The organism is Rhodoferax sp. U11-2br (assembly GCF_018619435.1).
GTDB lineage: Bacteria > Pseudomonadota > Gammaproteobacteria > Burkholderiales > Burkholderiaceae_C > Rhodoferax.
Genome location: NZ_JAHFZF010000007.1, coordinates 71,824 through 84,840, shown reverse-complemented (window position 1 = coordinate 84,840; position 13,017 = coordinate 71,824). Strand labels below are relative to the sequence as shown.

Annotated in this window: 17 protein-coding genes; all 17 read right to left on the bottom strand. The window is 63.0% G+C overall.

The features are described from left to right. Positions 1-26 precede the first annotated feature (26 nt). On the bottom strand, positions 27-992 hold the full coding sequence (locus KKO72_RS06705) for an ABC transporter substrate-binding protein (RefSeq protein WP_214936707.1): 966 nt from the start codon (positions 990-992) through the stop codon (positions 27-29). A gap of 310 nt (positions 993-1,302) precedes the next feature. Further along, positions 1,303-2,286, bottom strand: a complete 984-nt coding sequence (locus KKO72_RS06700; protein ID WP_214936706.1) for an aldo/keto reductase — start codon at positions 2,284-2,286, stop codon at positions 1,303-1,305. 281 nt (positions 2,287-2,567) lie between these two features. Next, on the bottom strand, positions 2,568-2,837 hold the full coding sequence (locus KKO72_RS06695; protein WP_214936704.1) for an RnfH family protein: 270 nt from the start codon (positions 2,835-2,837) through the stop codon (positions 2,568-2,570). Further along, positions 2,834-3,523: an electron transport complex subunit E gene (locus KKO72_RS06690; RefSeq protein ID WP_214936702.1), complete on the bottom strand. Its 690-nt coding sequence runs from the start codon at positions 3,521-3,523 to the stop codon at positions 2,834-2,836. The genes KKO72_RS06695 and KKO72_RS06690 overlap by 4 nt, the downstream gene beginning before the upstream one ends. Further along, positions 3,520-4,191, bottom strand: coding sequence for an electron transport complex subunit RsxG (rsxG, locus tag KKO72_RS06685; RefSeq protein WP_214936700.1), 672 nt, complete (start codon positions 4,189-4,191; stop codon positions 3,520-3,522). The genes KKO72_RS06690 and rsxG overlap by 4 nt, the downstream gene beginning before the upstream one ends. Beyond that, positions 4,188-5,276, bottom strand: a complete 1,089-nt coding sequence (locus KKO72_RS06680; protein ID WP_214936698.1) for an RnfABCDGE type electron transport complex subunit D — start codon at positions 5,274-5,276, stop codon at positions 4,188-4,190. Before KKO72_RS06680 ends, rsxG begins: the two co-directional genes overlap by 4 nt. Continuing rightward, a complete protein-coding gene (gene rsxC, locus KKO72_RS06675) occupies positions 5,273-6,778 on the bottom strand; it encodes an electron transport complex subunit RsxC (protein ID WP_214936696.1) in 1,506 nt (501 codons plus the stop codon). The genes KKO72_RS06680 and rsxC overlap by 4 nt, the downstream gene beginning before the upstream one ends. A gap of 12 nt (positions 6,779-6,790) precedes the next feature. After that, on the bottom strand, positions 6,791-7,360 hold the full coding sequence (locus tag KKO72_RS06670) for an RnfABCDGE type electron transport complex subunit B (protein ID WP_214936694.1): 570 nt from the start codon (positions 7,358-7,360) through the stop codon (positions 6,791-6,793). Beyond that, entirely contained in the window at positions 7,360-7,941 is a 582-nt protein-coding gene (gene rsxA / locus KKO72_RS06665) for an electron transport complex subunit RsxA (protein WP_214936692.1), read from the bottom strand. The genes KKO72_RS06670 and rsxA overlap by 1 nt, the downstream gene beginning before the upstream one ends. Then, a complete protein-coding gene (locus KKO72_RS06660) occupies positions 7,941-8,474 on the bottom strand; it encodes a SoxR reducing system RseC family protein (RefSeq protein WP_214936690.1) in 534 nt (177 codons plus the stop codon). The genes rsxA and KKO72_RS06660 overlap by 1 nt, the downstream gene beginning before the upstream one ends. After that, positions 8,471-9,523, bottom strand: a complete 1,053-nt coding sequence (locus KKO72_RS06655) for an FAD:protein FMN transferase (RefSeq protein WP_214936688.1) — start codon at positions 9,521-9,523, stop codon at positions 8,471-8,473. The genes KKO72_RS06660 and KKO72_RS06655 overlap by 4 nt, the downstream gene beginning before the upstream one ends. Before the next feature lie 29 nt (positions 9,524-9,552). Continuing rightward, on the bottom strand, positions 9,553-9,891 hold the full coding sequence (nifW, locus tag KKO72_RS06650) for a nitrogenase stabilizing/protective protein NifW (protein WP_214936686.1): 339 nt from the start codon (positions 9,889-9,891) through the stop codon (positions 9,553-9,555). A 49-nt stretch (positions 9,892-9,940) separates the two neighbouring features. Continuing rightward, positions 9,941-11,098, bottom strand: a complete 1,158-nt coding sequence (gene nifV, locus KKO72_RS06645) for a homocitrate synthase (protein WP_214936684.1) — start codon at positions 11,096-11,098, stop codon at positions 9,941-9,943. A gap of 304 nt (positions 11,099-11,402) precedes the next feature. After that, positions 11,403-11,984, bottom strand: a complete 582-nt coding sequence (locus KKO72_RS06640; RefSeq protein WP_214936682.1) for a TIGR00730 family Rossman fold protein — start codon at positions 11,982-11,984, stop codon at positions 11,403-11,405. Positions 11,985-12,050: 66 nt separating this feature from the next. Beyond that, positions 12,051-12,290 carry a helix-hairpin-helix domain-containing protein gene (locus tag KKO72_RS06635; protein WP_214936680.1) on the bottom strand — a complete coding sequence of 80 codons (240 nt, stop codon included), beginning with the start codon at positions 12,288-12,290 and terminating at the stop codon, positions 12,051-12,053. Between the two features lie 12 nt (positions 12,291-12,302). Continuing rightward, a complete protein-coding gene (locus KKO72_RS06630; RefSeq protein WP_214936678.1) occupies positions 12,303-12,527 on the bottom strand; it encodes a DUF1737 domain-containing protein in 225 nt (74 codons plus the stop codon). A gap of 88 nt (positions 12,528-12,615) precedes the next feature. After that, positions 12,616-12,951, bottom strand: coding sequence for a hypothetical protein (locus KKO72_RS06625; RefSeq protein ID WP_214936676.1), 336 nt, complete (start codon positions 12,949-12,951; stop codon positions 12,616-12,618). Between the last annotated feature and the right edge of the window lie 66 nt (positions 12,952-13,017).

Below are 13,017 nucleotides of genomic sequence, written 5' to 3'. Positions count from 1 at the left end.
CGCACCGCTGTAATCACAACGACCGGTCAGTATTTCCGATTCGGGAACTCTTTGGCCGCCACTTCCATCGGGAAGATGCCTTCCACCGTCACGATGCGACGTGGCAGGGTCTTGCCAGCCATCAGGTCCTTGACCGCCGACATCAGCTGTGGCCCGAGCAAGGGGCTGCATTCCACCGTCACGTCGAGTTTGCCAGCCATCATGGCCTCAAAAGCGCCCTTGACCGCATCCACCGAGATGATGGTGATGTCTTTGGACGGTTTCAGACCGGCTTCTTCAATCGCCTGGATGGCGCCAATGGCCATGTCATCGTTGTGTGCGTAGAGCACATTGATCTTCTTGCCTTCGGCTTTCAGGAAAGCTTCCATGACTTCCTTGCCCTTGGCGCGGGTGAAGTCACCGGTTTGTGAGCGGATGATCTTGATGCGAGGTTCGGCCTTGATGATTTCTTCAAAACCTTTCTTGCGGTCGATGGCAGGGCCCGAACCCACGGTGCCCTGGAGTTCAACCACGTTGATGTCCCCCTTCATGGTTTTGGCTTTTTCCACCAGCCAGCGGCCAGCTTTGCGACCTTCTTCGGTGAAGTCCGAGCCCATGAAGGTCACATACAGGGAGGTGTCTTTGGAGTCGACCGAGCGGTCGGTCAAGATGACGGGAATCTTGGCTGCCTTGATTTCTTTGAGCACCGTGTCCCAGCCCGATTCAACCACGGGCGCAAAGGCGATCACATCCACTTTCTGGGCGATGAAGGAGCGCAGGGCCTTGATCTGGTTTTCCTGCTTTTGCTGGGCGTCAGAGAATTTAAGGTCAATGCCCTCTTTGGCCGCTGTTTCCTTGATGGAGTTGGTGTTGGCGGTACGCCATTCACTTTCTGCACCAATCTGGCTGAAGCCCAGCACAATCTTCTTTTCAGCAAATGCGCTCATGGGGGCCATCACCACAAAGCTGGCTGCTACCAGGGTGGCAAGCAGGGAACGCCGATTATTTTTCATGGTTTCTCCATAACAATTGGATTGAACGGGAAATAGAACTTGAGGCACCGCCCGTACTCGGTGACCCATGCTGTCCCTCATTTTGGGGTTCTCATGGTACGTCCGCGCAGCCTGTCTGGGGGGGATATCAAGTGATAGAGATTTGGCCAATATCAATATGTAAATTCGCATTGGGGTAAACCCGCTAGCGGCTGAAGCGTGCAGATGGACGATTTTTGACCCGTGTTGGTGTGAACAGCGTGCAGCGGCAGATCACCCCCTCGCCCAGGGGTGTGCCCGACTCAGGCCCCCGCAGCGGGCGCCATAAGGTCTACCAGCGTTGGTGCACGAGCGCCTTGGCATAGCGGCTGTAGATGTCGGCCAGAGCCTGCATGGTGGCCTCCGTCAAGGGCGGCAGGTCGGCCGCTGCCATGTTGTCCGCCACCTGGCTGGCGCGTTTGCCACCGGGAATCGAGCAGGTCACTGCCGGGGTCATCTGGATCCAGCGCAAAGCCATCTGGGCCATGCTCCAACCCTCGGGCACCAGGGGCCGCATCGCCTCGACCGCCTGCAGGCCCACGTTGAAATCCAGCCCGGAAAAGGTCTCACCTCGGTCAAACGCGGCACCTTCGCGGTTGAACAGGCGGTGGTCATCGGACGCAAAGCTGGTTTGTGCACTCATCTTGCCGCTGAGCAGGCCCGACGACAGGGGCAGGCGCGCCAGGATGCCCACGCCGCGTTTCTGCGTCTGTTCAAACAGCAGTTCGGCTGGGCGCTGGCGAAACAGGTTGTAGATGATCTGCACACTTTGCACGCCAGGGAACTCGATGGCTTTGAGCGCTTCTTCCACCTTCTCGACACTCACGCCGTAGTGGCGCAGTTTGCCCGCCTTGACCAGGTCATCCAGCACGCCGAAGACCTCGGGCATGTAAAACACCTCGGTGGGCGGGCAGTGCAGTTGCAGCAGGTCAATCGCTTCGGTGTTGAGGTTGACCAGGCTGCGCTCGACAAACGCGGTCAGATTGGCCCGGTTGTAGCCGGAGGCCACATGCGGGTCCAGGCGTCGCCCGGCTTTGGTCGCCACATAAAAGGGCTCGCTGCGTTCGCGTCGTAATTGCGCCAGCAGGCGCTCGCTGCGGCCATCACCGTACACGTCGGCACTGTCAAAAAAGTTCACCCCCAGGTCCAGCGCAGAGTGCAGCGCATCCATGGACTCGTCGTCATCCACATCACCCCAGGTGCCACCAATGGCCCAGGCGCCGAAGCTCACAGTCGAGATGTTCCAGCCGGTGCGGCCAAGGGGACGGTATTGCATACAAACTCTCTTTGAATGGTCTAGAAAATGGCCGCCACCCCGTGGCTGTCAGCTGGCGGGAGGGCTGGGACAGCGGGCTTGTATGTTAGCGCTGACCGGGGTGCGGGTTGCGCTCGACGCCGTCACGTGTCCTGCTGCCCTGGTGAACAGGCGCGGGCCAGGTGCCATTGGATTTGGCCGGATCGCTTTGAAATGAATAGCTGTGAGCCCTTTTTTTGTATAAGGGCTAGAGGCCAATTTGGCTTAAACACTGCGGCAGCGGTTGTTCTGCCAACAGGGGCTTACTCGTCGTCGTCTGCGTTGCCACGCAGCGCCGCCGGGTCGGCGGTGATCGGGCGGTAGATTTCCACGCGCTGGCCGGGCTCCAGCCGCGCCTCGAGCGACACGGTTTTGCTGAAGATGCCCACTTTCTGGGTGCTGAGGTCCAGCGATGGAAAGCTGCGGGTGATGCCGCTGAGCTCAATGGCCTCGCGCACGGTGGCGTGTTCGGGCACCTCGATCTCCAGCCAGGTTTGCCGATCCGGCAAGGCGTAGGCGACACTGACCTTCATGATGCGGCGGCCAGGCTGGGTGGTGTTTCTGCTGGCGCGGTTTTTGGCTGTGGTGCCTTTTGGCGTGCGTCCAGTGTGCGTTTGGCGGCAATCATCAACCCCAGCACAATGAAGCCGCCCGCGGGCAGGATCATCACCAGCGCCCCGTCGCCCGGGTACAGGCGCGTCTCCAGCACACCCAGGGCGGGGCCGAGCAAGTTGGCCGCACCGGAGAACACCGTGCCACTGCCACCGATCTCACGCAGGGCGCCCATCAGCGTCAGCGCCAGCGTGAAACCCGCGCCCATCGCCAGCCCGTCCAACGCCGACAAAGCCACGCTGTTTTTGCAGGCAAAAGATTCGGCCCGCCCGAGGATCAGGCAGTTCACCACAATCAGCGGAATGAACAAGCCCAGCACCTTGTGCAACTCGTGCAACCAGGCGTTCATGGCCAGGTCCACAATCGTCACCAGGGTGGCGATGATCAGCACAAAGGCGGGGATACGCACCTCTTCAGTGATGAGGCCGCGTAACAGAGCCACCAGCGCGTTGGAGGCAATCAGCACCGCCATGGTGGCCACCCCCATGCCCAGCCCCTGGGTGGCGGCCGAGGTCACGGCCAGTGTGGGACACAGCGACAACATCTGGCTGAACACCACATTGTTGCGCCACACGCCATCGACGAGGATGTCACGAACTTGACTCATGGTTGGGCCTCCTGAAGCAACTCGTAACGGTGGGCAGCAAACAGCCGCAGCCCGTCGCGCACGCCCTTGACCACCGCGCGTGGGGTGATGGTGGCCCCGGCAAACTGGTCAAACGGGCCGCCGTCTTTTTTCACGGCCCATTTCTCTTCGGGCGGGTCGACCAAAGACTTTCCGGTGAAACGGGTGATCCAGTCGGTGCGGCTCACTTCAATCTTGTCACCCAGACCGGGCGTTTCTGTGTGGTGCAGCACCCGCACACCCAGCAGCTTGCCGTTTTTGTCAATGCCCAGCAGCAGCCGGATGTCGCCGCTGTACCCGGTGGTGCTGGTCTCGAAGGCGACCCCGGTGATCTGCTTGGCTTGGCGCGCCCGGTACACCAGGACCGGCGCACCATCCACCAGCAACTCCAGGGTGTCGCCCGCCGGGTTGTTGTCGTGGATGCTGGCCGGAATCACCTGCTCCAGCGAGTGGCGCAAGTCTTCCAGCGCACTTTGTTCGATCGGCGTCTTGGTCAGGCTGTAGGCCACTGTCAGCAACAAGGTGGCGGCCAGCGAAAAGCCGCCCAGAACCACGGCATGTTTGCCACCGACTTGTTCCATGAGCCGACCCAAACGCTCGGACAGAGAGACCGGGAGAGCCGACGATGTGATGTGGTCGGTGCCGTTCATATGTGGATCTTGGGTTGTTTCTTGGCTTCCAGCGACTTGCCACGCCGACTGCGGCCAAACACGCGGGGGCGAAAACCCCGGTCAATCAGCGGCACCATCGCATTCATCAGCACCACCGCAAAAGCAACCCCTTCCGGATACGCCCCCAGTGAGCGGATCACCCAGGTCAGGGCACCAATGCCCGCGCCAAACAACAGCTGCCCACTGCGTGATACCGGCGAGGTCACGTAGTCGGTGGCGATGAAAAACGCACCCAGCAGGGTGGCCCCGGACAGCAGGTGGATCGGCATTGAGGCAAAGCGGCTGGGGTCCACCCCATTGAAGACCGCCGCCAGGGCTGCCAAGGTGCCCAGCATCGCCACCGGGATGTGCCAGGAGATGATGCGCAAGGCCAGCAGCAACAGCCCGCCAGCCAGCAGCAGGCCGGCCGAGGTTTCGCCCATCGACCCCGGTTCGCGGCCTATGGCCAGCTGTTCAGGGGGGGGCAGCTGCTCGGTGGTTTTGGCCACGGAGATGCCGCGTGAGTGTTCGGTTTTGAGCACACCCAGCGAGGTGGCCGCACTCATGTGCTCCGGCAGTGTGCTGTGGCCCGCCACATAGGTCAGGGCCTGGCTGAAGGAGGGGGCGTTGGCGCTGCCCAAGGGGGCCGGTGCCACCCACACCGTGAGCTGCACTGGGAATGAAATCAATAGCACGATGCGCGCCACCATCGCGGGGTTGAACATGTTTTGGCCCAAACCGCCAAACAGGTGTTTGCCCAGCACAATCGCCACCAGCGACCCCAGGAATCCGATCCACCATGGCGTCCAGGGTGGCAGGCTCAAGGCCAGCAACCAACCGGTCAGCAGCGCCGAGCCGTCCGCCAGCCGGGCCTGCACGGGTTGGCCCAGCAGCTTCAACATCAGCGCCTCTGCCGCCAAGGCCGTGGCCAGGGTGATGGCAAACAGAAAGATGGCAGGCCAGCCAAACAGCCACAAACCGTAGGCGGTGGCCGGCAGCAGTGCCGCCATCACCCACAGCATGGTGCGGCTGATGCTGTTGACGGTGTGGGTGAATGGCCCGGCCCGTGTGGCCATGGTGATCATGTGGATTCCTCCAGCTGGCTGACAGGTGTATCTGCTGCGTTGGCCTGGCTCGCTGCGGCAGCGGCCTTGGCCGCCTTGCGCGCGGCGGCGGCGGCTTTTTTGGCTTCCGCCTCACGGGCGGTGCGTTCGTTGCGGGCCTGAACCAGTGAACGGATGCGGTCTTGCCGACGTGCGTCACGGTCCAAGGCGTTCAACTTGCCATTGGCAAAGCTGAAGTAGTGCGCCAGGGGAATGTGTGACGGGCAGATGAACGAACACGACCCACAGGCAATGCAATCCTGGCTGCCGATGGCTTTGGCCCCCTGCAAGTCGCCCCGTTTGATCAGCTGTGCCATCTCCACCGGCACCAGTCCGGCGGGGCAGGCCGAGACACACTTGCCACAACGGATGCACGGAGATTCTGGCCCTTCGTTGATCTCGGCGGCTGTCAGCGCCAGCACACCGCAGGTCCCTTTGACCACCGGCGCGTGCACCGATGGCAAGGGGGTGCCCATCATCGGGCCGCCGCCGATCAGCAGGGTGGGCACCGGGCGCAGACCACCACAATAGCTCAGCAGGTCTTCCACCGAGGTCCCCAGCGGCACCTCCACATTGGCGGGCTCACGAACCCCATGTCCGGAGACCGTGACCACACGGCTGATCAATGGCTCACCACGCCGGATGGCGCGACTGACCGCCCGCGCCGTGGCCACGTTGTGAACCACCGCACCGACCTCGGCGGTACGTTTGTCGGCCGGGGTTTCACGCCCTGTGACCGCCAGCAACAAGTGCTGCGCCGACCCCATTGGAAATCGGGTGGGAACCGTTGCCACGCGGATGCTGTTGTCGGCCTTGGCGGCCTCGCGCATGGCCTTGAGCGCTTTGGGCTTGTTGCCCTCAATGGCAATGATGACTTGTTCCACAGCCAGGGCGTAGGCCATGATGCGCACCCCGTCCACAACCTCATTGGCCGCTTCTCGCATCAGCCGGTCGTCGCAGGTGATGTAGGGCTCACACTCCGCGCCGTTGATCACCAGGGTGTCAATGCTGTGTTTGTAACGCATGTCGAGCTTGACAGCTGACGGAAATGCGGCGCCACCCAGGCCCACAATCCCGGCCGCCGCCACGCGATCACTGAGTTCCTTGGGGGTTGCCGGCAGGGGAAAGTCGGCCGTGATGGGCTGGGCCAGCTCGGCCCAGCGGTCCTCACCGTCGCTCTCGATCACCACGCTTAGCTGCGTCAACCCGGAGGGGTGCGGCGCCGTGCGGTCTTCCACGGCGATCACCTTGCCCGAGGTCGAGGCGTGCACGTTGGCAGAAATGCCGCGCCCGGCGCGGCCAATCAGCTGCCCCTTGCCGACCCATTGCCCCACTTGCACCGTGGGCTCCGCTGGGGACCCGACGTGTTGCTGCAAGGGGATGCACACCTGTTTGGGGGTGGGCATCAGCACGATCGGGTTTTCACTGCTCAGTTCCTTGCGGTAGCTGAGCTTGACCCCGCCTCGAACCTGAAAGAGTTTCATCGCTGTGTCCTCTCAGCCTGCCGCCACGGCGTCTTTGGCCGTTGGTTTGGGCCAATGCCAGGTGGCAAGTGTGGGCAGCACCGGCTTCATCACGATGGCGTTGGTCGGGCACTCGGCCACACACAGGCCGCAGGCGTAACAGGCCTCGGGCAGCACGGTGTGCATCTGTTTGGCCGCACCCACAATCGCGTCCGAGCCACACTTGCGGATGCAGCGGGTGCAACCAATACAACGCGCTTCTTCCACCCACGCCACCGTGGGCAGGGCCTCGTCTGAACCGTCCATCACCAGCCGCATTCCCAGCAAATCAGCCACACGTTGTGCGGTGGAGGCACCGCCGGGTGGACAGGCACTGGGTGCGGCGCGACCGTCCACCATGGCGGCAGCGGCCTGTTTGCAGCCTGCAAAACCACATTGGGCACAGTTGGAGCCTGGCAGCAGCGCGGCCACCGCCTCGGCGCGGTCATCCACCGGTGTCGACAAATAACGTGACGCCACGCCCAGAATCACGCCCAGAACTGTGCCCAGCAAACCAATGGCGCCCACCGCCTGCGCGGCATGGCTGAGTGCGGTCGAGTCCATCAGTGACCTCCCAGTCCGGCAAAACCCATAAACGCCAGCGACAAAACCCCGGCGGTGATGAAACCAATCGGTGCCCCCTCAAAAGCCTTGGGCACCTCGGCCAGGGCCAGGCGTTCACGCAGGCCGGCAAAAATCACCAGCACCAGACCAAAACCCGAGGCCGCACCAAAGCCGCGCAGCAGGCTGGCGACAAAGCCGTGACCGGCCTGGATCGTCAGCAGCGCAATGCCCAGCACTGCGCAGTTGGTGGTGATCAGCGGCAGGTAGACGCCCAGCGCCTCGTACAGCGGCGGTGAGATGCGCCGGATCACCATCTCTGTGAACTGCACCACCGCCGCAATCACCAGGATGAAGGTCATGGTGCGCAGAAAGGACAGGTCCAGCGGCGCCAGCAGCAGCGCCTCGGCCACCCAGACAAAACCGGTGGAAAGGGTCAGCACAAAGGTGGTGGCCAGCCCCATGCCAATGGCGGTATCGATGCGCGAGGACGTGCCCATGAACGGGCACAGGCCTAAAAATTTGGCTAACACCACGTTGTTGACAATGGCGGTGCTCAGCAGCACAAGCAAAAAATCATGCATCACAGACCTCGCTGCTCAACCACGGGAATGGCCACCCGGCGCAGGGACTGCGCGCCGGACGATGCACACGCCGAGTTCGCCGCACTGCTGGCGCGCCCCAGCACCACCGGCACCAGCGCCTCACGCCAACGCCGCGCCAGCACCCGTGCCGCAGCCACACCCAGCAACAAACCTGCCAGCGCCGCGACCACCGCCACCGTGTCACCTGCCGCTTGCAGGGCACTGGCGGCGACCAGCATCGTCAGCAGCGGCAAGGCATAAGCGGTCAGAGAGGCGCGTGTCAGCGCACGGCGGTCCACCCCCACCAACACCTGGTCACCCAAGGCCAGCAGGGGCTGGCCTGGCCCCAGGTCGCGTGGTACACACCAACTGGCGCCGCGTTTGGCCTTGCCACTGCCACAGGCACTTTGGGTGGCGCAGCTGCCGCAGGCCGCTGGCGCCTCGGTGGCCAGCCAGACCCGGTCACCGTCGACACCAACCACGCGGGCCAGGCTCTCGATCAAGGCTTCATCGGGTGGGTAGGGCGTGTTCATGACAGCGCACTGACCTGGCCGGCGTGGTTGATGCAAATGGCACGGCAACCCGGTTGGGTGTGCAACAAGGCCAGCCGCGCTGACACATCGGTGCTGGGAATCAGCGCCAGCGCGGTGGACAAGGCGTCCCCTTGCGTGGCTGTGGGCGCCACCACCGTGACGCTTTCATAAGCGGGGGCGGTGCGACCGGTGCGCGCATTGATCAGGTGGGTGTAGAGGCCAGCGTCGTCCAGCCGGGTGCCATAACCACCGGAGGTGGCCACCGCTTGGTCCAGCACCGACAGGGTGTGGATGGCCCGGTTTGGTTCACGCGGGTCGGCCAAACCAATTTGCCAGGCCGAACCGTCGGGTTTGGCCGCCACCGCGCGGGGTTCACCCATGTCGACCAGCATGTGGCTGAAGCCGTGGCTGCGTAATACCGCGCTGCAGCGGTCGGTGATGAAGCCTTGCGCCACGCCGTTGAGTGACAGCGCCATGCCGGGGCGGGCCAGTCGAACCTGGGAACCCGTCAGCTGAACACCCTGCCAGCCCACCAGGGAACGGGCCTGTGCCACCCGGTCTGCGGCCGGTGGCGCGGTGTTGGCGCCGGTCACAAAATGCTCAAAGTACAGGCGCCACAGCGGCTGGATGCTGGGGTCAAACACGCCCTTGGAGGCCGCCGCCATTTCCAGCGCGGTGCCCAGCAGCGACACAAATTCGGGTGGCGCATCCTTGAGTTGGCCGCTGCGGTTGAGCTCGGAGATCAGCGAGTCAGCGCGAAACAGGCTGAACATGGCCTCCAGTCGGTTCACCTCGGCCAGCGTGGCCGACAGCGCGGCCTGTGCGTGCGCTGTGTCACCCCCATGGTGAAGGGTGACCGAGGCGGGCGCACCCATGGCCAACCCCTGCCACTGCAGCGGGGTGGCATGGGCGCCTTGCTGAACGCGCCAGGCCAGCAGCGGCACAGCCGCTGCCATCAGCATCAGGCGGCGCCGGGTCAGCAGACCCTGCCGGGGCGCAACAACAGCCTGACTGACAGCCGTGACAGGGTTAGAAGGGCGGTGGGACACGGTGGCTCCTTGGGGCTTGTCGGGGGGCGTCAGGCCAGGGCGTGGCGCGGCAGCGATGACTTGAGGCTGTCCAGCGACACATGCTGGCGGCCGTTGACGTCCTGGAACACCTTGAACACCTTTTCCTGTGCCGGGGTGGACTTGACAAAGTCGTTGTAGGCCTTGACCAGCTGTTCGCGGTACGCGGTGTACAAGCCCACTTCGTTGCTCTCGGCCAGCAGGTTCTCTTGGCGGATGTACTGGAAGAAACGTTTGAGGATGTGCAGGCGGCTGACGTTGACCACACTTTGCTCAAACGGCACCCCAAAGTAATGCAGGAAGTCCTCGGCCGAGGAGAGGGCTTTGAGCTGTTGAAGAAAGGTTTCCATGGGGCGTCCTCCGGTGTGACTGTGGGTGGGCAGTGGTGCGTTCGGTGGTTTAGGCTGCTCTGGCAAAAGCCAGAGGTGTTGGCCGTGCCAAAGACTCCAGCAAAAAGCCGCGCAACTCGTCCGGCGTGGCTTCCTGCTTGACCCGCATGGCATGGTCGCGGATGCGCCCGAGCAGGCGGGCGGTCAGGGCGTCGTCGTCCAGCACCACCCCCAACTGGCTGTAGGCTTGGCGCACAGCCTGGGAGCCCGAATGTTTGCCCAGCACGGTGCGGCGCTGGCGACCCAGCTCCGACGGGTCAAAACTCTCGTAGGTGGAGGCGTTTTTCATCAGACCGTCGATGTGGATGCCGGACTCGTGGGTGAATACGGCCTCACCCACAATGCTTTTGTTGAACGCCACCTGGCGACCCGAGGCGCGTGCCACCAAGTGCGAGATGGTCACCAGCGCTTGTGTGTCAACACCGGTGCAAGCGTGGTGCAGGTGGCGCACCCCCATCACCACTTCTTCAAGGGCAGCGTTGCCAGCGCGTTCACCGAGACCGTTGACGGTGGTGTTGGCATGGGTGGCACCAGCGCGCAGCGCGGCGAGAGTGTTGGCAGTGGCCAGGCCCAGGTCGTTGTGGGCGTGGATTTCGATCTCGATGTCGACCGCGTCGCGCAGGCGGGCGATGGCGTCATAGGTGGTGAACGGGTCGAGCACCCCCAGTGTGTCGGCAAACCGGATGCGGCTGGCACCACAGGCCTGCGCCCGGCGTGCCACCAGGGCCAGAAAGGCCGGGTCAGCGCGCGAAGCATCTTCGGCGCCGAGCGACACCGTGCGGCCGCTGGCCACCGCCTGGCTGATCACCCGCGTGACTTGTTCAATCGCCCAGTCGCGCGTCTGGCTCAGCTTGTGCTGCAGGTGGATGTCCGACACCGGAATCGACAGGTGAATGATCTCCGCATCACAACGCAGTGCACTCGCCAGGTCAGTCTCGGTCAGGCGGCCCCAGACCATCAACCGTGCGGGTAACTGGAGGGCCGCGATGGCATTGATGCAGGCGATCTCTTCCTCACCCATGGCGGGTATGCCAACCTCCATCTCGGGCACACCCGCTGCTGAGAGCGCGGTGGCAATCGCACACTTCTCGGCCACCGTGAACGCGACACCGGCGGTTTGTTCGCCGTCGCGCAGGGTTGTGTCGTTGATGATGGGGTTCAGAGGCATGGTGTCGCTTCCTTTGCCTACCTCTTTGCAAGGCTTATGCCATCTGCTTTTGCGCCCTTTTCAGCCATTTAGCCCGGTTGGCGGGCCCATTTGTCGGTTCTTGGTGGCACTTTCAGGCCAGCTGGCCGACGGTGCTTGTCGGAATTGTGGTGTTTCGCACAGAGCGTGGCTGCGCAGCAACACGCAGTGGTTCGGCGGCGGATGGGCCCTGGATTGCTGCGACTTCCATAGTGCCTAGCCCTTGATTTATAAGGGCTAGAAGGTGATTTAATTCGCAAACTGGGCCACCGCCCGACAGATGCGATCAGGTCTGCCCCTTCTCCACCCACTTCTGGACCGTGGGCGCCTGGTAGCTGGCAAAACGGTCCAGCAGCACGTCGGGTGTTGGCTCAACCATCAGGGTGCTGCGGTGCGCTGGCCGGACAAACTGCTCGGCCACCGTGTGGTCCAGAAACGCGGTCAGACCGTCGTAATAACCCGCCACATTGAGCAGGCCACAAGGTTTGGCATGAAAGCCCAGTTGCGCCCAGGTCCAGACCTCGAAGATTTCTTCCAGCGTGCCGATGCCGCCCGGCAGCGCAATGAAGCCATCTGACAGATCGGCCATCAGGGTTTTGCGCTCGTGCATGGAGCGGGTGACATGCAGCTCGGTCAGCCCGGTGTGCTCGATCTCCTTGCGTTTGAGGGCTTCGGGAATCACACCCACGGCGCGCCCACCCAACTGCAACACCGAGTTGGCGATCAGCCCCATGATGCCCACGCTGGCGCCGCCGTAGACCAGGCCCAGGTCGCGGTCGACCAAAGCCTTGGCCAGCGAGCGCGCACCGTCTGCATAGGCCTCCAATCGGCCGGGGTTGGAGCCGCAATAAACGCAAATATTTTTCATGTTGAGATGGTTAAAAAGATGGATGGTTGTGAGCCATCGGTGATGTGTCGGTGAATTTTCGCAGCGTCAGACTTGGCGCGACTGTGCCAGGGCAATGGCCGCCTGTATGGCCGCCCGCGCCTGCGGGCTGTTTTTCCAGCAGGTGGAGCCAACGATGTCGGCGGCTGTTGAAACGATATCCAGCGCGTTGGCTTTGGCCAGATGCCCCAATGATTCAAAGCCCATTTGCTCCAGCCGGGCGACCACCGTGGGGCCAACCCCTTTCACGGCCAACAAGGCGCTGCGTTCTTCGAGTGGGAAAGGCATGAGGACGGCGCTTCAGTGTTGTGACAAGGCCTGCTGCACGCTGGGCCAGATGATGGCTTGCGCCACGATCACCTTCTCGCCATTGAATGTGGCTGCAGGTGAACCATAAAGCTGGTAACCGAGCGCCAGCGCCTCACTGACGCGGCGGCAAAACGTCGCGTCGTCGGGTCCGGTGAGCAGGCGATAGGTGGGTAAACCGTCAGGTGGTTGCGTGGGTGTTTGAGGTGTCGGCTTCATGGGGGGATCTTGGGGGCTGAAGCGGCAGTTTGCCAGAAAAGCTGTTGCCCAAAGCCCCCGTGATGGGTGCTACCTAGTTCATAGCCTTTTACCCAGACAACACAAGGTCTGGAGGCTGAAAACGTTCACAAATCCCGGCCATAACCCGCCACCCGCGTTTGACCGGCTTCAGGCCACCCGGTTGTTGCCCCAAGCCAATCTGCGCATCGCTGTCAGCGCTGATCTCCAGCCAGCCGGAGCAGGGCACATAAAACACGCCGCCGCGCAGAAGGGGTGTTTGGGTGGTCAGCGAGGTGTGGTCCAGCCACACCCGACTGATGACCCGTACCGACCCTGAGGCCACGGTGATGACGGCGCCCCGCTTGAAGTGGGCGGCATGAGACTGCCCGCGTGAAAGCCCCATCGGTGTATTGGTTGTCTGCATGGTCTAGCCCCTGTGGTGCTGTGGTTGGCGGTCGTCGACAGCCCGACGTCCTGGTCTGAAAATCGT